Source organism: Microbacterium sp. Y356, assembly GCF_059445355.1.
The window spans coordinates 972272-992036 of the sequence record NZ_JCAIUE010000001.1 but is presented as its reverse complement, the minus strand read 5'-3'; the positions used below and the strand labels follow the sequence as shown (position 1 = coordinate 992036).

At 64.7% G+C, this 19765-nt stretch carries 14 protein-coding genes; 10 read left to right on the top strand and 4 right to left on the bottom strand.

Translation table 11 applies throughout. From position 1 onward, the window contains the following. Position 1: 1 nt before the first annotated feature. From AC1C2Q_RS04760 to moaA, 3 genes are read left to right on the top strand one after another with little or no spacing between them, the layout of a single operon-like run. Positions 2-805, top strand: coding sequence for an ABC transporter permease (locus tag AC1C2Q_RS04760; RefSeq protein WP_495450546.1), 804 nt, complete (start codon positions 2-4; stop codon positions 803-805). Continuing rightward, positions 781-1989 (top strand): sulfate/molybdate ABC transporter ATP-binding protein, encoded by a 1209-nt coding sequence (locus AC1C2Q_RS04755; RefSeq protein WP_495449192.1) that lies wholly within the window; start codon positions 781-783, stop codon positions 1987-1989. Before AC1C2Q_RS04760 ends, AC1C2Q_RS04755 begins: the two co-directional genes overlap by 25 nt. A gap of 1 nt (position 1990) precedes the next feature. Further along, complete coding sequence (moaA, locus tag AC1C2Q_RS04750; RefSeq protein ID WP_495429900.1) at positions 1991-3049, top strand: GTP 3',8-cyclase MoaA; 1059 nt, start codon at positions 1991-1993, stop codon at positions 3047-3049. A gap of 180 nt (positions 3050-3229) precedes the next feature. Here the strand turns inward: moaA and AC1C2Q_RS04745 are convergent, their stop codons facing one another. Together AC1C2Q_RS04745 and truA are read right to left on the bottom strand one after the other, a co-directional pair. Continuing rightward, the gene (locus AC1C2Q_RS04745; RefSeq protein WP_495449191.1) at positions 3230-3907 is read right to left on the bottom strand and encodes an endonuclease/exonuclease/phosphatase family protein; all 678 of its coding nucleotides are present in this window, start codon (positions 3905-3907) and stop codon (positions 3230-3232) included. Between the two features lie 52 nt (positions 3908-3959). Then, positions 3960-4805 carry a tRNA pseudouridine(38-40) synthase TruA gene (gene truA / locus AC1C2Q_RS04740; protein ID WP_495449190.1) on the bottom strand — a complete coding sequence of 282 codons (846 nt, stop codon included), beginning with the start codon at positions 4803-4805 and terminating at the stop codon, positions 3960-3962. A 62-nt stretch (positions 4806-4867) separates the two neighbouring features. Between truA and AC1C2Q_RS04735 the strand changes: the two genes are divergently transcribed. Further along, a complete protein-coding gene (locus AC1C2Q_RS04735; RefSeq protein WP_495449189.1) occupies positions 4868-6832 on the top strand; it encodes an acyltransferase family protein in 1965 nt (654 codons plus the stop codon). A gap of 226 nt (positions 6833-7058) precedes the next feature. Here AC1C2Q_RS04735 and AC1C2Q_RS04730 read toward each other — a convergent pair whose 3' ends face one another. Beyond that, a complete protein-coding gene (locus AC1C2Q_RS04730; RefSeq protein WP_495449188.1) occupies positions 7059-8054 on the bottom strand; it encodes a putative endonuclease domain-containing protein in 996 nt (331 codons plus the stop codon). 480 nt (positions 8055-8534) lie between these two features. Here AC1C2Q_RS04730 and rplM point away from each other — a divergent pair, with 480 nt between their 5' ends. From rplM to glmM, 3 genes are read left to right on the top strand one after another with little or no spacing between them, the layout of a single operon-like run. Beyond that, entirely contained in the window at positions 8535-8981 is a 447-nt protein-coding gene (gene rplM / locus AC1C2Q_RS04725) for a 50S ribosomal protein L13 (protein WP_495429895.1), read from the top strand. A 29-nt stretch (positions 8982-9010) separates the two neighbouring features. Then, complete coding sequence (gene rpsI / locus AC1C2Q_RS04720) at positions 9011-9496, top strand: 30S ribosomal protein S9 (protein WP_495449187.1); 486 nt, start codon at positions 9011-9013, stop codon at positions 9494-9496. A 14-nt stretch (positions 9497-9510) separates the two neighbouring features. Then, the gene (glmM, locus tag AC1C2Q_RS04715; protein ID WP_495449186.1) at positions 9511-10869 is read left to right on the top strand and encodes a phosphoglucosamine mutase; all 1359 of its coding nucleotides are present in this window, start codon (positions 9511-9513) and stop codon (positions 10867-10869) included. Positions 10870-10890: 21 nt separating this feature from the next. Here glmM and AC1C2Q_RS04710 read toward each other — a convergent pair whose 3' ends face one another. Further along, positions 10891-11493 carry an acyltransferase gene (locus tag AC1C2Q_RS04710; protein WP_495449185.1) on the bottom strand — a complete coding sequence of 201 codons (603 nt, stop codon included), beginning with the start codon at positions 11491-11493 and terminating at the stop codon, positions 10891-10893. A 122-nt stretch (positions 11494-11615) separates the two neighbouring features. Between AC1C2Q_RS04710 and AC1C2Q_RS04705 the strand changes: the two genes are divergently transcribed. The 3 genes from AC1C2Q_RS04705 (at position 11616) to AC1C2Q_RS04695 (ending at position 19752) form a co-directional block, all read left to right on the top strand. Next, complete coding sequence (locus AC1C2Q_RS04705; RefSeq protein WP_495450545.1) at positions 11616-12557, top strand: glycosyltransferase; 942 nt, start codon at positions 11616-11618, stop codon at positions 12555-12557. Further along, complete coding sequence (locus tag AC1C2Q_RS04700) at positions 12554-14197, top strand: GMC oxidoreductase (RefSeq protein ID WP_495449184.1); 1644 nt, start codon at positions 12554-12556, stop codon at positions 14195-14197. Before AC1C2Q_RS04705 ends, AC1C2Q_RS04700 begins: the two co-directional genes overlap by 4 nt. Before the next feature lie 215 nt (positions 14198-14412). After that, a complete protein-coding gene (locus AC1C2Q_RS04695; RefSeq protein WP_495449183.1) occupies positions 14413-19752 on the top strand; it encodes a DUF4082 domain-containing protein in 5340 nt (1779 codons plus the stop codon). Positions 19753-19765 lie beyond the last annotated feature (13 nt).

Sequence of the window (19765 nt, the reverse complement as noted above, 5' to 3'; positions counted from 1 at the left end):
CATGCGCGAAGTGAGTGGGTTCGTTCCGCGGGTGCTGGCGCTCCCAGCGATCCTCGGACTCGCGCTTCTCGTCGTACCGCTGATCGCTCTGGTCGGGCGCGTGCAGTGGGCGACGCTGTGGGCCGACATCACTGCGCGCCCGGCGTTGGACGCGCTGGGGCTATCACTGCAGACCGGCCTGATCGCGACGGCGCTGTGCGTGGTGTTCGGGGTGCCGCTGGCACTTCTCATCGCCCGCAGTGGACAGCGCACTGCGGGAGTGCTGCGGGCTCTGGTCACCGTGCCGCTGGTGCTGCCGCCGATGGTCGGCGGCGTCGCGCTACTGTTCCTCTTCGGCCGGAACGGTGCGCTCGGCCAGCTGCTGGATGCCTGGTGGGGCCTGCGGATCCCCTTCAGCACCTCCGCCGTCGTGCTGGCGCAGACATTCGTTGCGCTACCCTTCCTCGTGCTGGCGTTGGAGGGTTCGCTGCGCACCTCCGGTACGGCATACGAACGCACGGCGGCCACGCTGGGGGCCGGGCGATGGACGATCCTCTGGCGGGTGACGCTGCCGCTGGCGGCGCCCGGTCTGATCGCGGGAACAGTGCTGTGCTTCGCGCGTGCGGTGGGGGAGTTCGGTGCGACCGCGCTGTTCGCGGGCAACGCTCCTGGCGTCACGCAGACGATGCCGCTGGCGATCTACACGGCATTCAACGGCTCAGGCGTCGGGCAGGGCACGGCTGTGGCGCTCAGCCTGCTGCTGCTGGTGACCGCGCTCGCCGTGCTGCTTCTCGTGCGTGCGTGGCGTCCCGGGGCATCACGATGACCGGTGCGGCGCTGGACGCGCACATCGTCGTCACACAGCCGGACGGGTTTCAGCTCGACGTGGCTTTCCGCCTCGCGCCGGGCGAAGTGGTGGCGGTCATGGGTCCGAGTGGTGCAGGCAAATCGACGTTGCTCGAGGCGATTGCAGGGCTCAGGCGCATCAATTCCGGCTCGATCGCAATCGATGGACGGGAGGTCGCATCCGCCAGGTCTTTCGTCGCGGCGGCGGATCGCGGCGTTGTCCTGCTCGGGCAGGAGCCGCACCTCTTTCCACACCTCACCGCGAGTGCGAATGTGGCCTTCGGGCTGCGTGCACGTGGCGTCAGCCGTGATGAGGCGCGTCGAAGGGCAGACGAGTGGCTGGCCAGAGTTGGATTGGATGGCACCGGCGGTCGGCGCCCCTCGCAACTTTCCGGCGGGCAACAGCAGCGCGTCGCCGTCGCCCGCGCCCTCGCTGTCGACCCTCACGTTCTGCTTTTGGATGAGCCGCTCACCTCGCTGGATGCGCAGACGGCGAGTGACATCCGTGCCCTGCTGCACGATCAGTTGGCTGCGACGCGAACGACGGCATTGATCGTGACGCATGATGTGATGGATGCTGTCGCCATCGGCAGCCGTCTGCTTTTCGTCGAGGAAGGCGCACTGACGCAGGCGGGCTCGGTGCGCGACGTGCTGGCGGCGCCGGAGACCGGGTTCGTGGCAACGATTGCCGGAGTGAACCGCGTCGAAGGGCGCATCATCGATGGCCGCTGGCGCGCGGCAGGGCTGGTTCTGGAGGCGGGAGCACCCGTGGAGGGGATGCGGGATGGCTCGCCGCTCGCCGCTGTGTTCCATCCGGGCGTGGTGCGACTCGCGCCGATGGTTCCCGCGGATGCTGAGGTGGGTGCCGCCTCCGACAGCGAGGGTGCTACCGGTGCTGCATCCGATACTGCTGACGGTGTTGACGCTCGGTGGAGCGCCCGCGTCGTACGCCTGGAACAGGCGGTCGGCGGCGTGCGCGTGCACACGAGTGCGCCTGAGGTCGTAGCTGACGTTTCCGTCGAGGAGGCCGCAGCTCTGCAGTTGGCGCCCGGCACGCCAGTGACGCTCTCGATCCCTCGGGAACATGTGCGGTTGCAGCCTGTGCGGGGTAACAGTGTGTCCGCTGCCGCCGCCGATCCTGCGCGAGCGGGCTACGCTCGGTGATATGGATGCTCCAGGCGCAGCGGTGGCCGCAGTCGTCCCCGTGGCCTCGCCGCTGGTCGACACGCACGGCCGCGCGCACCGCGACCTTCGCATCTCGTTGACCGATCGTTGCTCCCTGCGCTGCACGTACTGTATGCCGGAGCAGGGGAACGAGTGGCTCGCGCGTTCCAGCATCCTCACCATCGATGAGATCGAGCGGATTGCTCGGGTTGCCGCGGCGGCCGGTGTGACGACCTTCCGACTCACCGGTGGTGAACCTCTTCTGCGCGCCGACATTGTCGACATCGTGCGGCGGCTTTCCGTGATCGAGGGGCCGGACGGCACCCCGGTCGAGCTGGCGATGACGACGAACGGGATCCGCCTGCCCGAAGTACTGCCCGCTCTCGCCGATGCGGGGCTGCGGCGTCTGAACATCTCCATCGACACGCTGCGTCGCGATCGCTTCCACGCGCTCACTCGCCGTGACCGCCTCGACGATGTGCTGGCGGGGATCGCTGCTGCGCAGGCATCCGGGATGCGCCCGCTCAAGCTGAATGCCGTCGCCATGCGTGACGTGAATGACGATGAATTGGTGGACCTCGTCGAGTTCGCGATCGCCCACGATGCCGAGCTGCGATTCATCGAGCAGATGCCTTTGGATGCTGGTCACACCTGGGATCGCTCGAAGATGGTCACGCGCGACGAGATTCTCACTGCGCTGTCCGCACGCTGGGAACTCACGCCCGTGCCGGGGCGCGGTGGTGCACCGGCAGAGCGATGGGTGCTGGACGGCAGCACGCACACCGTCGGCGTCATCGCCTCAGTGACGGCCCCGTTCTGCGGAAACTGCGACCGCCTGCGCCTGACCGCGGATGGTCAGCTGCGCAACTGCCTGTTCTCCACGACGGAGTTCGACCTGGTGCCGATCCTGCGCGCCGATGAGGCCTCAGAGGCCGAGTCTGTCGACGTCAGGATCGATCGGATGCTGCGCTCCTGCATCCGCGGCAAACTGCCGGGTCATGCGATCAACGACCCGAGCTTCCTGCAGCCTGCGCGCGGCATGAACGCCATCGGCGGCTGACGCGGCACGTTGGTCGGTCGGAGGTGTCGCACATGGTCGCATCCGGCGTCGGAGGTGTCGCACATGGTCGCATCCGGGCTGTGTCGGCGGCAATCTGCGACCCCGCCGTGATGTGACCCTTGCCGTGATGTGACCCTTGCCGTGTTGTGACCCTTGCCTTGTTGTGGCGGGGACAGCGACCTACCGGGAAGTGTCCACGGCAGACGTCACCAGGATCGGTCGGTGATCGCTGGAGCGCTGCGGAAGAGTCTGGATGCTGTTGATCGTGAAGCCATCAGAGGTGGCGAAGTCGTAGTGCCCCTTGAACACCCGATATCGGGTGTAGGTGCGGTCGTCGCTGAGCGTCAGGGTGTACCCGTGATCGCGCACGGTCTGGCCGAGGTTCTCTTTGAACACGGGGTAGTTGTAGTCCCCGACCATGAGTATCGGAAGCCCGGGTCCCATCGATTCGAGCTGAGTGAGGGCCTTGCGGATCTGGTTGCGTCGCAGTGAATTCAGCGCGGTGAGGGGAGCGGCGTGGAAGGATGCCACGATCAGCTCTCCACCGTCGTCGATGTCTAGCAGCCGCACACCAAGCAGACGTTCGTGCGCCGGCTTCAGCATCCGATCGTGCAACGATTTCTTCAGCTCGAACGTGCGAATGGCCTGTAGGTGAAAGGTGTTGGTCCGGTAGTAGACCGCCAAACCGAGGCGGTTGCCCTGCGTGGCATCCGCAAGGCTGAGCCCGCCGATCTCGTCTGGCAGAGCATCCACATCGCACTCTTGAAGGCAGAGGACATCTGGCCCGTGCTCGGCCACGAGCTCCTCAAGCTCAGTCGCAGCACGATGCTTGCGCAGATTGTAAGAAATGACCTTCATTAGTGCCACGCTACTGCGTTAAACCATGGAAACGCGTGCCAGTCGTGATCGTTCATTCCGGGAGCTTGCGGCGAGCGCGTGTCTGCTCTGCGCGCCCGGCGAGCAGGTCATCTGACGGATAGCCGACCTCGGTCAGTATGAGACCGCGTGCGGCGAGTACTTTGAACTGGTTGGTGCGCTCGAGCGCGTCGCGCAGCACAACCGGATCGCCGACATCGAGCCTGTGCTGACCGACCGCGACGCATGCTCCGACGAGCGCGCGCACCATGCTGTGGCAGAACGCGTCGGCCTTGACCTCCGCAACCAGTGTGCCCTCGGCATCACGATTCCAGCGGTAGTCGAGAAGCGTGCGGATCATGGTTGCCTCCTCGCGGGGTTTGCAATAGGACGTGAAGTCATGCAGGCCGATCAGGGACTGTGCCGCGGCATCCATCGCCTCGACGTCGAGCTCGCCGCGGATGCGGGTGGTATCGAGCCTGCGTGTCGGATCGTAGCCGGTGACGTCGTCTGCCAGCCGGTAGCGATAGCGTCGCCACACCGCAGAGAATCGTGCGTCGAAGCCGTCTGGAGCGAGCGACGAGCGGTGCACCGTGGAATCGGGGTACGCGCTGAGGACTCCGCGCATGAGACGAGCGATGGATGCGGCCGAATCCTCTGCAGCACGACCACGCCGTGCTGCAATACGCGACCACTGGACGTCGTCGAGATCGACGTGTGCGACTTGGCCGGCGGCATGCACACCCGCATCCGTGCGCCCGGCGACCACGAACTGGACGTCGGAGCCGACGATGCGCGCGAGAGCATCCTCCAAAGTTCCCTGCACCGTACGCAGGCGTGGCTGCTTTGCCCAGCCACGGAAGTGGGTGCCGTCATAGGCGATGTCGAGCCGAATTCGCACCACACCAGCTTAGACTGGACGTTCGACTTCGTTCGGCCGCGAGCCGATGCGCACCTCTCACGATGACACAGAACCAGACCTCCTCCATACGTTTCGCGGGCCTCGACGGTCTGCGTGCGTTCGCTGTCATCCTCGTAGTCGTCTACCACCTCTTCCCGGCCTCGCCGCTGCGGGGCGGATTCGTCGGGGTCGACGTCTTCTTCGTGATCAGCGGGTTTCTGATCACTTCGTTGCTGCTGCGTCCATCGCCGCTCGGTCACCTCGGTGCGCCCGGTCGACTTCTCGATTTCTGGCGTCGCCGTGCACGCCGGCTGCTGCCCGCTCTGGCCGTCGTGATCACGGTGTGTGCGACCGCGGCCTGGCTGGTGGGCGGTGATCTGCTGGTCGGGATGGGGCGCCAGGTGCTGGGGGCTGCGACCTTCAGCTACAACTGGCTCGCCGTCGCCGACGGTACGGATTATTTCGCTGCGACCGCGCCCGAGCTGTTCCGCAACTTCTGGTCGTTGGCTGTAGAAGAGCAGTTCTATGTAGTGTGGCCGCTGCTGCTTCCGCTGGTGTTGCTGATCCCCGGTCGCTGGGTGCGCGTGGCGGTGCTCGTCGTCGCCGCTGGTGGGTCTGCGTGGTGGATGGCGCAGCTCGTCGGAGCTGGTGAGGTGACGCGCGCGTACTTCGGCACCGACGCGCACGCATTCGGCCTGCTGCTCGGCATCGCGTTGGCGCTGGCTACCGCGAATATGCCCGAGAGGGCATGGATGCGCGGGCGTGGAATGCAGGTGGCATCGCTGGGCATCGGGGCCGCGGGCCTCGGTGCGATCGTGATCGCCGCGCTGATGCCGGAGACTGCGGATGCTGTGACCTTCCCCGGCGCGCTGCTGCTTGCGACCGTCGGTAGCCTGCTCACCGTGTTCGCCGGCATCTGGCCGGGGTCGTGGTTCGGACGCGGATTGGATGTCGCTCCGCTGCGCTGGGTCGGCGACCGCTCGTACGGGATTTACCTGTGGCACTGGCCGGTTCTCGTGCTCGTACTCATCGGTGTGCAGGGGTTCGGGCCCGAGGGAGGAGTTCCGGTGGTGGCCGGGCTGTTGGCGCTCGTGATCTCGGTCACCGCGGCCGCACTGTCGTACAGGTTCGTCGAGCAACCGTTGCGACGCTACGGATTCCGCCGCTCGCTGCGCGCGCTCGGACAGCGGATCGCAGGGACACCTATGACTCGCTTCACCGGACTCGCTGCACTGACGGTCGCGCTCGTCGCTATCGCGGGGACGACGGGTGCGATCGTGAACGCTCCCCATACTTCGTCGGCGGTGGCGATGATCACCCTCGGTGAGCGGGCCGTGGAAGATGCATCGGAGACTCCAGCGCCTCGCGCGCCTGCGCCTGGCGAGACTCCAGCGCCTGGCGTGCCTGCAGCGACCGCCGCGCCTCTCGCGCCGGGGGAATCGGATGCTGCGGCATCTGAATCTGCGATCGTCGTGCCTGATGGCACGCAGATCACGGCCGTGGGCGATTCGGTGATGCTCGCGTCGGCGCCATCCTTGATCGACCAGTTCCCTGGGATCGCGGTGGACGCGGAAGTATCGCGTTCGATCTGGGCGGGGCCGGATCTCCTGACCGCACTCGCCGCGAATGGTGAGCTGCGTGAGAACGTCGTCGTCGCGCTCGGGACCAACGGGCCCGTCGATCAAGGCGTGCTCGATCAGATGTCGCAGATCGTCGGTACAGATCGAAACCTGATCCTCGTCAACGCCTACGCTCCGCGGGAGTGGATCCCGGGCGTGAACGCCGACCTCGACGACTTCGCAGACCGACACCGCAAGGTGTGGGTCGCTGACTGGTCGGGCGCGATCACTTCGCACACGGATTTGCTCGCCGGCGACGGCATCCACCCAGATGAGGCCGGCGGAGAGGTGTTTGCGGCATCCGTGGAGTCGGCGTTCGAGACGATCGAGCGGGATCGCATTCGCGCGGAGAAGCGACTCGAGCAGGCGCCGTCGGGTCGCGCGTCGCGGGTGCCGTTCCCGGAGTGAGGGGCGCTCGGGGGCGCGGGTGGAGGTGTCGCACATTGCCGCCTCTCGCGGATCAACCCGGCAACCTGCGCCACCTCCCGCCGCACCCACCTCCGCACCAGTGGCGGCGAGGGGGCGCACATTGCCGTTCGTGCAGCCTGTTGGCGACGATCTGCGACCCTCCGGACCGGCCGGTACCGATCTGCGTCACTTCCCGGCCTAACCGGAACCCGATCTGTGCGGGACGTCACCCGTTCCAGCCACGGCGGCGCAGCGTGGCGGCGACGAGGTCGACGGCCGTCGGATACCGGCCGAGGATGTGCTTCGAGGTGAGGCGTACGACTTCCAGTCCGATCGCAGCGTACGCGTAGTACTTCTCGATGTCGCGGTTCCATTGGGCTCGTGAAGTTCGGTGCTGGTCTCCTTCCACTTCCACGACGACCCGATAGTCGCGGTACAGGAACTCCGAGATGCCGATCCGCCGCCCATCCTCATCGTGAATGTCCACATCCAGCTCGGGGATGGGCAGGTTCGCCGACGCGGCATCCAGTCGGTAGTCGGTCTCGAGTGGCGAAGAACTGCCTACCCGGATCAACTCGAGAGCATCGCGCAACCGCTGAGTGCCACCAGGTCGGGGGCCCGCTGCGACTGCATCAGTCAAGTCACGCAACGACGCGAGCGCTCGAGTTGGATGTGGAGTCCCGAAATCATCCCGCGGGATCTGCACCAGTGCGTCGCCGACCTCCACGAGCTGGCGTGTCGAAAGCTCTTGACTGAGCATCGCCCAGGTGGATGCCGGACTCGATACCGGCAACCCGTCGAAACTGCCGACGTCGACCAGGTGCGCGGCCACCTTGCGCCCACGGATACCCTTCGCTCGCGGGGCCCGCCGGGGAGCGATGACCGCGACATCGGGGTGATCGGGAATCGTGATCGGCGCGTTGAGGATGGCCGCAGCCGTGCGTCCGCAATAGAAACTACCCTCGGGCATGACCGTGGCGTAAGCCCGCGCATCATCGATCAGCTCCAGCCGTTTTCGGCGGAGCTCGGCATGGGGATCGGTGTCCTTTTCGGCGGCTTCAGCGCGCTGGCGAGTGAGTTCGGCGCGGCGACGGACGCCATAGAACGGCGACGTGAGGTCTGTCGCGCGCATCCGTCGTCGTGAGGATCCTTCGGCGACGGCGTCGGACACGGCGAACTGCCCGCCGAGATCGGAGGGAAGAGGGAGCGGATGCCGCGTCATGAGCCAACAGTGCCTCGTCAGGGTGCGCCGCCGAGCGTCGAAACCCGTGATCCGTGCAGAATCGGCGGCATCCGCGAATTGTGCAGATGGAGTCGCGCGTCCTGCGGGGCGCCGAAGGAACGGGGCGGCGCGCGGGCGGGGGTCGCAGATGGTCGCTTCGGGCTGCGTGGAGCGGCAACGGGTGACACCTCCTGCGGGGTCGTGTGGTGCGGCGCGCGGGCGGGGGTCGCAGGTGGTCGCTTCGGGCGGGGTGAAGCGGCAACGAGTGACACCTCCGCCCGACCGGGGCCGCCCGACCGGGCCGCCCGCCGCACCCGAGCCACCCCGATTCCCACTTCTGGGAGAGATGACGTAAGCTATACCTTTGGTACTCGACTGCCGAGTGCCGCGAACGTGAGCCCTCCACTGGCGTGTTCCGACAGGAACCACCCCGGAGTGGGATTCACGAACCTCTCCGTTCGACAAGAAAGCAGCACTATTGTGACGCGCACTTATACCCCGAAGGCCGGGGAGATCCAGCGTAACTGGGTAATCATCGACGCCAACGACGTCGTTCTCGGCCGCCTCGCCTCCCACGCCGCAGCGCTCCTGCGCGGCAAGCACAAGCCGACCTTCACAAACCACCTCGACTCGGGTGACTTCGTGATCATCGTGAACGCCGACAAGGTCGTGCTCACGGGTCAGAAGCTCCAGAAGAAGATGGCGTACCGCCACTCGGGCTACCCGGGCGGCCTCAAGAAGGTCTCCTACGAAGAGCTCCTCGAGAAGAACCCGATCCGCGCTGTGGAGAAGGCCGTCCGCGGCATGCTCCCCAAGAACAGCCTCGGTCGCGCTCAGCTGTTGAAGCTCAAGGTTTACGTCGGTGCAGAGCACCCGCACGCTGCTCAGCAGCCCACGACGTACACCCTCGACCAGGTCGCCCAGTAAGCGCCGCAAAGATTACTAAGGACATTCTCGTGGCTGATACTCAGGACACCACCGAAACCCCTCAGAACTACTCGACCTCGAGCCCGGAGACTGCAGTAACGGAGACGGCTCCCCGTCCCGTGCTGAACGTCCCCGGCGCAGCTGTCGGCCGTCGGAAGCAGGCCATCGCACGCGTGCGTCTGGTCCCCGGCTCCGGCACGATCACGGTCAACGGCCGTTCGCTTGAGGACTACTTCCCGAACAAGCTGCACCAGCAGCTGATCAACGACCCGTTCACGACGCTGAACCTCGTGGGTGCGTACGACGTCATCGCGCGCATCTCCGGTGGCGGCGACTCGGGTCAGGCCGGCGCACTGCGCCTCGGCATCGCTCGTTCGCTGAACGGCATCGACGAAGAGAACAACCGCGCAGCCCTTAAGAAGGCCGGCTTCCTCTCCCGTGACGCTCGCGTCAAGGAGCGCAAGAAGGCTGGACTCAAGAAGGCTCGCAAGGCCCCTCAGTACTCGAAGCGTTAAGGTCCATCGTCTCGATGCCGATTTTTGGCACGGACGGCGTGCGAGGGCTTGCCAATGGCATCCTCACCGCCGACCTCGCGCTCACCCTGGCCCAGGCGACTGCTGTCGTCCTGGGCCAGGGCCGCACTGCAGAGGCTCGCAAGGCCGACGGTAAGCGGCTGTCCGCAGTCGTCGCCCGCGACCCGCGTGTTTCCGGTGAGTTCCTCGTGGCCGCAGTTTCTGCCGGTCTCGCAGCATCCGGCGTCGACGTGCTCGATGCCGGCGTCATTCCGACTCCGGCCCTGGCGTTCCTCGTCGCAGATCACGATGCCGACTTCGGCGTCATGGTGTCTGCGTCGCACAACGCGGCGCCCGATAACGGGATCAAAATTTTCGCCCGTGGTGGTGTGAAGCTCCCCGACGTGGTCGAGCAGCGCATCGAGGCCGCGATGGCGGGGGAGAAACTTCTCCCCACCGGCTCCGGCGTGGGCCGTATTCAACGGTTCTCCGACGCGGAGGACCGTTACAAGCTGCACCTTCTCGCGTCGCTGCCGCATCGGCTTGACGGCATCCATGTGGTGCTTGATTGTGCGCATGGCGCGGCATCCGGTGTGTCGCCTGAGACCTTCAGGGATGCCGGCGCCACCCTCACCGTCATCGGCGCAGACCCTGATGGCATCAACATCAACGACGGTGTCGGTTCGACGCATCTCGACAACCTTGCTGAGGCTGTCGTCCGGCTCGGCGCTGACGTCGGCATCGCACACGATGGCGATGCAGATCGCTGCCTCGCCGTGGATGCTGATGGCAACTCGATCGACGGCGACCAGATCATGGCCATCCTCGCGGTGGCGATGAAGGAACGCGGACACCTCACCAACGACACTCTCGTCGCGACCGTGATGAGCAATCTCGGTCTGCACATGGCGATGAAAGAGCACGGGATCACTGTGCGCCAGACGGCCGTCGGTGACCGTTACGTGCTCGAAGACATGAACGCCGGCGGTTTTGCGCTGGGCGGCGAGCAGTCCGGTCACGTGATCATGAGCGAGTTCGCAACCACGGGCGACGGCGTGCTTTCAGGGCTGCACCTGGTTGCTGAGATGGCGCATCAGAAGAAGACCCTCGCCGAGCTCGCCTCGGTCATGACGGTGTACCCGCAGGTGCTCATCAACGTGCGCGACGTCGACAAGGATCGTTGCGCTGACGACGAAGGCGTGCAGGATGCTGTCGCCGCTGTCGAAGCGGAACTCGGAGACTCCGGGCGTGTGCTGCTGCGCAAGTCTGGCACCGAGCAGCTCGTGCGTGTCATGGTTGAGGCTGCGGATGCTGAGACCGCTCAGTCCTTCGCTGAGAAGCTCGCCGGCGTGGTCAAGGAACGTCTGGCGCTATAGCGCTCCAGGTGCCAGCGATGCTCACGACATCAATTGCAGACTGTCGTGATCTTCGCGGTACCGCTCGCCGTTGACTGGACATACCCAGTCGTTGCCGTCGCGAACCAGGGGACGCCCTGCGCGACCGACCCAGGCCACGCGCCGTGCAGGCACTCCAACGACGAGCGCGTGCGCGGGCACATCCTTCGTGACGACAGCGCCGGCGGCGACCAGCGACCACGCGCCGATGGTCACGGGTGCGATGCACACCGCACGTCCGCCGATCGAGGCACCTTCCTCGATCGTCACCCCGACGGCATGCCAGTCGTCAGCCGATTTCGCTGACCCATCGGGGTTCACCGCCCGCGGGAACTCATCATTGGTCAGCACGGCCGCCGGACCCACGAACACGCCATTGGCGAGGCGGGCCGGCTCGTAGATGAGCGCATAGTTCTGGATCTTGCAGTTGTCGCCAAGGACCACATCCGGACCGATATAGGCGCCTCTACCGATGTTGCAGCCGCTGCCGATGCGCGCACCCTCGCGTACCTGCGCGAGGTGCCAGACACGCGAGTCGGCACCGATCTCGACGCGCTCATCGACATCGGCCGTGGGCTGGATCGTGGCTGATTCTGCAATGCTCACTGGGACCTCCGATGATTGGATGGATGGATTCAGCATAGGGAAGACAGGCGAAGCTTGCCTTCGCAGTGCGCTCAGATACTGTCTACGTGTCCGAATCATTCCTGAGAAAGTGGTGGCGCCCTATGGCTCGACGTCGTGCTCGATCCACGTTGCCCGACGATGGCAGCGTGGTCCGGCGACCCCTTGATCGGAGCGGACCGAGTCTGGGATTGGAGGAGGCGAACGCCACCGGGGCGATAATTATCCCGGCTCATGACGAGGCCGCTGTCATCGCTAGGACATTGCGCTCGCTTATGCCTCTCTCGAAGTCGACGGACGTGGAAATCATCGTCGTGTGCAACGGATGCTCCGACGACACTGCGGCCATTTCACAAGAATTCGCAGGAGTTCAAGTGTTGGAGATGGGTGCGGCATCGAAAACCGCTGCCCTGAACAAAGGCGATGAGGTGGCGACGTCCTGGCCGCGGCTGTACTTAGATGCGGACATCGAGATTGAGCCACGCGCCGTTCTTGCTGTGTTCGATGCGCTGACCGTGACTGGTGTGCTCGCCGCTCGTCCGACCTACGTGTACGACGTCAACGGCGCGAGCCCACTCGTTCGGGCCTACTACCGTGCGCGCAGCCGAATTCCCGCTCCGCCGGCGCGGCTGTGGGGTGCCGGGGGCTACGCAACGAACGAGGAGGGGCACGCCAAATTCAACCGGTTCGAGCAGGTCACCGCGGATGATTCCTGGTTTGACGCCCAGTTCTCCGAGGAGGAGAAGCGCGTCGTTCCCACTTCGCCGATGCGTGTGGTCACTCCCCGCACCATCCAGGGTCTGCTTGCGGTTCTCTCCCGCCAGCGCCGCGGGTACGTCGAGATGGGAATTTCGGCACACACCACGTCGCGCGGTCGTTCCCTGCTGGCTTCCGTCCGGGGGCCACGCAGCGCGCTCGACGCCATCTCATATACGCTTCTGACAGTCGTTTCGCGCTCACGCGCTCAGGCGACCTTCAGATCTGAAGGTCGCCCGCGGTGGGAGCGAGACGGGTCAAGCCGAACGAGTGCTGGGGAGTCTCGATGAGTGATGGTGCGTCAACTGACGGTTCTGTGACGGAGTACGACATTTGTGTGGTGGGGGCGGGTCCGGTCGGTCTAGCACTGGCCATGGAAGCGGCCGAACTGGGAAGTAGGGTGCTGCTGGTCGATGCCGGTGACGAGGCGTCGTGGAAGCACGATGTCGAACCCGTTCCCGGCCAGCGCACCGAGATCGTCGATGCTGCTCGGCATGCGCCTCTTAAACTCACAACGCGTGAGGGGCTCGGCGGCACCTCCGCGATGTGGGGCGGGCGATGCGTCGCGTTTGAGCCGATCGACTTCGAGCATCGCGATCATGTCGAGAACAGCAAATGGCCTATCGGAATCGCCGACGTGCAAGAGTGGTACGAGTCGGCAGCGCAGCATCTGGACTGTGGCGCTGCGGTATTCCGGTCTGATCTGCCGGACTGGGACGGACTCTCCGATTTCACGATGTCGAACCTTGAGCGGTGGACGCGACGGCCGAAACTGGCGAGCGGTCTCGGCAGCCGTGTGATCGACCATCCCCGGGTCGACGCGATGTTCCGCGCACGTCTGGTCGACATCGACTTCGCAGATGACGGCTCGGTGGACACGTTGGTCATCCAAGGAGAGCACGCGGTCGTTCGCGTGAAGGCCGCCTCCTACGTGCTCGCGATGGGTGGACTGGAGATCACCCGCCTGCTCCTGCGCCTGCAGCGTCAACTTCCACACTCGTTCGGAGGTGAGGACGGTCCACTCGGGCGGTCCTACATGGGACATGTGACGGGAAGCCTGGCCGACATCGTCCTGGACGATCCTGCGCGAGCGGCCGATCTCGATTTCACGCGCGATGAGCACGATACCTACATCCGCCGCCGATTCACACTCACTCCGCAGGCGCAGCGCCATCATCGGGTGCTAAATACGGCTTTCTACCTGGATAACCCGCCTTTCTATGAATACGATCACCGCAACGCGACACTGTCAGCGGTCTTCCTCGGGCTGGCGATGCGTCCGATCGGACGGCTCATCCTCGCTGAAGGGATCCGGCAGCGGCACGTCGGGCCGCGTCCGTATCATGTGCGTGAACACCTCTGGAACATCCTGCGGCGACCATTCCGAGCGGCCGCGGACATCTTGGACATCCTCCGCCACCGTTACATCTCAGCGGTCCGCAAGCCCGGATTCATCCTCCGCAACGACGGTGGCCGCTACGCCATCCATTACCACGGCGAACAGTTTCCCGATCCGCAGAGTCGGCTTGACTTGTCCGTCGATACACAAGGCGACGAGGTGCTCCGAGTCGACTACCGTTATCGAGAAGAGGACATCGACTCCCTGCTGAGATGTCACGAATTGCTCGACGCTGAGCTACGTGGGGCGGGAATCGGCCATCTCGAGTATCTCGCTGCGGATGACGCTGGAGTGCGAGCGATGGCCTGGGAGCAAGCCACGGACGGATTCCACAGCATTGGTACCACGCGCATGAGCGAAGATCCGCGGCTTGGGGTGGTCGATGCGAGCCTGCGCGTTCATGGCACCGATAACCTCTTTATCGCGTCGAGCAGTGTGTTCCCAACATCGGCGGAAGCGAACCCGACGTTCTTCGCGGCCGTGCTCGCGGTGCGGTTGGCTCACCACCTAGCCGAAGCACGCAGAGGCTGAGTTCTGGCTGAGCATCAGACGGATGCGCCCGCAATGAAGGGGGTAGTCCCGACGCTCAAAAAAAGTATGGGGTGACGGCAAGCGGCTTGGCCGCTATAGTAACGCTCGGGAGGGTTTGCTGCGTACGCTCGTTTGGGAACGAGCGGTGAATGCGCGCAGACCACGAAGGGGTCGCGCGTGTGAGCGCAGCGACCGAGCTGGGGAAACTGGGGAGCATGGGGAACATATCCGTTCGCCGTACAAAGGCGGCGCATAGCTACGGGCGCGTTCTGGTGACGTTGGCGACCGCTTTTGTCGTCGTGTCGAGCGGACTCGCCATCCTCCCCACTCCTGCGCAGGCAGCCGGAAGCGAGTGCGGCGCCGACATCAACGAGATCACGTGCGAGAACGCGAAACCTGGGACGGATCCTTCGGTGTGGGACATCGCGGGCGCTGGCGACCCAGATATCCAGGGGTTCGCGACGGACATCAGCGTGAACGCTGGCGACCAGATCGACTTCAAGATTGATACGACGGCGTCCTCGTACTCAATCGACGTGTATCGCACCGGGTGGTACCAGGGTCTCGGCGCGCGCCTGATCGATTCAGTTGTGCCGTCGGCGGTGCTCCCACAGACGCAGCTAGAGTGCATCACCGATGCAACCACAGAGCTGTACGACTGCGGCAACTGGGACATTTCGGCGTCCTGGGACGTGCCGGCGGATGCCGTGTCAGGGGTATATGTTGCGAAACTGACCCGCGAGGACAACGATCACGAGAGCCACATCACCTTCATCGTGCGCGACGATGGCAATCACTCTGACATCGTCTTCCAAACCTCGGATTCAACGTGGCAGGCGTACAACACCTACGGCGGCTCCGACTTCTACCAGGGTGCTGCGAATGGCCGGGCGTACAAGATCAGCTACAACCGTCCCTTCGCCACCCGCGGCACCATCGAGGCGCGCAGCTTCTATTTCAGCGCCGAGTACGCGACGGTACGGTTCCTGGAGCGCAACGGCTACGACGTGAGTTACCTGGCGGGAGTCGACTCCGACCGGTATCCAACTGAGCTGCTGAACCACAAGGTGTTCCTCTCGGTCGGGCACGACGAATACTGGTCTGGCGCGCAGCGCGACAACGTGACTGCCGCGCGTGACGCCGGGGTGAACCTGCAGTTCCTCTCCGGCAATGAAATGTACTGGCGGACCCGCTGGGAACCATCGGCCGATGCCTCCCACACCAACTATCGGACGCTCGTCTCGTACAAGGAGACCTGGGGCAACGCACTTAATCCGGGTGGCGGCAAGATCGATTCGTCGTCGGACGAATGGACTGGCACGTGGCGCGACCCACGGTACGCGACGGTCGACCACGGCGGCATGACACCCGAAAACGCGCTGACGGGCACGATGTATATGGTCAACGTCATCTCCGAACCACTGACGGTGACAGCGGCGGAGGGCCAGTATCGCATCTGGCGAGGAACGGACCTTGCGTCGTTGCCGACGGACACCTCCGCAGATCTCGGCGAGGGCATTGTCGGGTACGAGACGAACGAGGATGTCGACAACGGCCATAGGCCGGCCGGCCTGATCCGGATGTCCACCACAATCAAGGACACGACGCAGTACCTCTACGATTACGGCAACAATGTCGCCGCGGGCACCACGAGGCACAACATCACTCTGTACAAGGCGGCCAGCGGCGCGCTGGTATTCTCCGCGGGAACTGTGCAGTGGGGCTGGGGCCTCGACGACATGCACGACGCAGATGTTCCTGCCGAGTCCGACTCGCGCATCCAGCAGGCAGAGGTGAATTTGCTCGCGGATATGGACGTGCAGCCGAGCACATTGATGGCGGGCCTCGTCGCAGGATCCAAGAGCACGGACACCACACCGCCGATCGTTAGCATCGGCACCCCGGACGCGAACGTCGTGATCGCGAATGGCACCGAAGTGACAGTGAACGGCACCGCGGCGGATGCAAGCGGCATCGTGGCCGGCGTCGAGGTCTCGACGGACGGCGGTGAGCGGTGGCACCCAGCATCCGGTACGACCTCCTGGTCCTACAGTTATGTGCAGCAGGGCGTCGATAGCGCGGACATTCGGGTCAGGGCGACAGATGACAGCACAAACACCTCAGCAGTGACCACCGCGGCGGTGGAGGTCGAAGGGCCGTACTCGGCCCTCGGCTCAGCGATTCCAGCTGTGCCCTCGGTGAACGATTATGCTGCCGTCGAACTCGGACTGCAGTTCACTCCGACGGTCGACGGATTCGCATCTGGAGTCCGTTTCTACAAGGGGGCCGAGAATACCGGGACGCATGTTGGCTCGCTGTGGGACAGCACCACAGGTCAACGCCTTGCCCAGGTCACGTTCACCGACGAGACGGCGTCGGGGTGGCAAGCTGCGCACTTCCCCGATATGGTCGAGCTCGTCGCCGGCCGCACGTACACCGTGTCGTATGGCGCGCCGAATGGCGGATACGCCGCAGTGAGCCGGTACTGGCCGTACGAGGCCGATGCCAGCGTGCCGATCTCCGTAAACTCTACGGTCAGCTCGTCCGCACCTGGAGTGTACGGGGCGATCGGCACTCTCCCAGGCTCGCGGTATCAGGACGCGAACTACTTCGTCGACGTCGTCTTCTCACTCAACAATGATGCGCCAGTGCGCCGGCTAGCGGCCACACCGTTGGACGGCTCGTCGAGCAATCCCGTAACGATGCCGATCACGACGACTCTCTCTCGGGCGGTTGTGGAGTCCTCAGTCGAGATTGTCGTGCAGAACGCCGAGGGCGAGAGCATCTCGGGTGCGACTGGTTATGACGCGGAATCGAGGACCGCTACGTTCACACCTACTGCGACGCTGGAGCCCGACACCGTCTTTGCAGCGACGATTACCGCGGTTGACGCATCCGGTACGGGAATCGACGGCGACGACACTTGGACGTTCCGCAGTGCGCAGGCTACGGCGCCCGTCGGCACATGCCCGTGCCAACTCTTCCCGGATTCCTCAGCCCCGTCGACTGCGTCGGTGGATGATGGCGCAGCTGTGACGCTCGGAGTGCGGTTCACGCCGGACCGTTCTGGCACGATCAGCGCCGTGCGTTTCTACAAGGGCACAGCTAACAGCGGAGCACACACGGGGACCCTGTGGACTGCGGGCGGCTCGATCCTCGCCACCGGCACCTTCGAAGGAGAGACGGTGCGCGGATGGCAGACGCTTGAGCTATCGGAGCCGGTCGAAGTGTCTTCGGGTGTGGAGTATGTTGCGTCCTACACAGCACCCGATGGCGGGTACGCGGTCGAGGTCGGCCAGTTTGGCTCGGGGTACTCACGAGGCCCGCTCACTGTTCCAACCGACGGTTCCGTCTACAGCTACGTGGGCGGATTCCCGACCAACCGCTCGACGACCGGCTATGGCGTCGATGTCGTCTTCGTCCCGATGCAGGCTGGCCCCGCTCTGGTGTCGGCGACCCCTGCCGTTGGCGCGACTGGAGTCGCCGTCTCGTCCACGGTGTCCGCTGAGTTCGATTCACCCGTCACCGCCGCCGAGATCTCTGTCACACGGAGCGGCACGACCTTGAGCGGAACGACCGTGTGGAGCGCCGATCGCACATCGTTCACATTCTCACCGACGGATGCGTTGACAGGCGGCGGGGTATTTGTCGTTTCGGTGGCGGATGTGGAAGGTGCGAACAGCGTCGGCGGATCCGACGTTACTTGGTCGTTCACTACCGCAACGGATGCCACGTCGCCCACGATCAGTCTGCTGGACGATCACCCGATGATTGGCGTCGCAACGGCAACGGACGACCCGGCATCGGTCGTGCTCGGTATGAAGTTCACCGTTTCGACGGCTGGTGAGATTCGTGCGTTGCGATTCCACAAGGCGGCCGGGAACACCGGCACGCACATGGGTTGGCTGTGGGGTGCCGGGTCGACTCCGCTGGCGACTGTCACCTTCGCGGGAGAGAGCGCGACGGGGTGGCAGAGTGCGAGAATCAGCGAGCCCGTCGCGGTGCAGCCGGGGCAGATCTACACAGTGTCGTATCTCGCGCCGAATGGAAACTACACATACACGGCTGGTGCTTTCGCCTCTTCGGTGACGAACGGGCCACTCACCGCAGTCTCCACGGAGAACGGCGTCTTCGGCTATGGGGCGTCGGGGCGTCCGACGCAGACGTACGGTTCCACGAACTATTACGTCGATGTCGAGTTCACCACGGCGGCCTCGGACGCTCCGCAGACTCTCTGGAGCGGGAGCGTAGTCCCCGAGCAACAAAGTGTCTTCGAGAGTTCACCGATCGAACTCGGAACGGCCTTCAGCGTCACCGAGGTCGGGCAGGTGACGGCGCTGCGGTTCTACAAGGGAAGTCGAAACACTGGGACGCACACTGGGTCGTTGTGGGCGTCGGACGGGACGAAGCTCTCCTCCGTGACGTTCACCGACGAATCGGCGACTGGATGGCAACGCGCCGAGCTATCTCACCCGGTGACGGTGGTACCCGGCGAGACGTATGTCGCCTCGTACTTCGCCCCGAACGGCGGCTTTTCAAAGCAGGAGTACCACTTCGATAGCCCGGTCGTCAGCGGGTTTATCGTCGGCGCGGCCGGTGAGAACGGGCGGTTCCGATATGGTGCGGATGGAGGGTTGCCGGAGGGCTCCTATCGGTCATCGGCATACTTCGTTGACGTCGAGATCGTCTTCGGATCGGGATTGCCCGACCCGACTCCCACTCCTGACCCGTCGCCGTCGCCGTCGCCGTCGCCGACTCCGACGCCTGACCCGACGCCGACTCCGACGCCTGACCCGTCGCCGTCGGTTTCGATCACGGCCCGGGAGCCGGTGAGCGCTGCGGTCGAGGTTGCCCCGACGGCTACCGTGACAGCCATTCTCGACTCCGATGTGCCTTCCACCTCACTATCTGTTTCTGCCGGGACTGCGGCCGTCGCGGGCGAGTCCGCCTACGACCCCGTGACGCGTACAGTGACATTCACGCCGACCGAGCCACTGGCATGGTCTACGACCTACACGGCGACGGTCGGCGGCGAGACCATCAGTGATTTGGCTTGGACCTTTACAACGGCATCCGCACCGCAGATCGTAGACGTGACGAGTATCTTCGGCGATGCAATTCCGCAGAACCCATGGTGGGATGACCCGAACGGTGTGCAAGTCGCGACGAGATTCACCGTCGACGGGGCAGGCGAGGCGACCGGGGTTCGCTTCTACAAGGGCACAGCGAACACGGGTGAGCACACCGGATACCTCTGGAATGCTGATGGCTCGAAGCTCGCGGAAGTCGCCTTCTCCGATGAAACGACAGACCGCTGGCAGACCGCCACATTTTCCACGCCGATCCTCCTGGAACCAGACATCGAGTACCGAGTCGGTTTGTTCAGCACAACGGGCAGGTACGCAGTGGATCTCGGAACTCTCGCCGAAGAGGTGAGCATCGGTCACTTCACGATTCCGGCGAGCGGCAGCGCATGGGTCTATTCCCGTGAGTTCCCCGGCAATGCATCCATAAACAACTACTGGGTCGATGTGCTGTTCGACCCGCTCGAATAAGACTTACGACGAA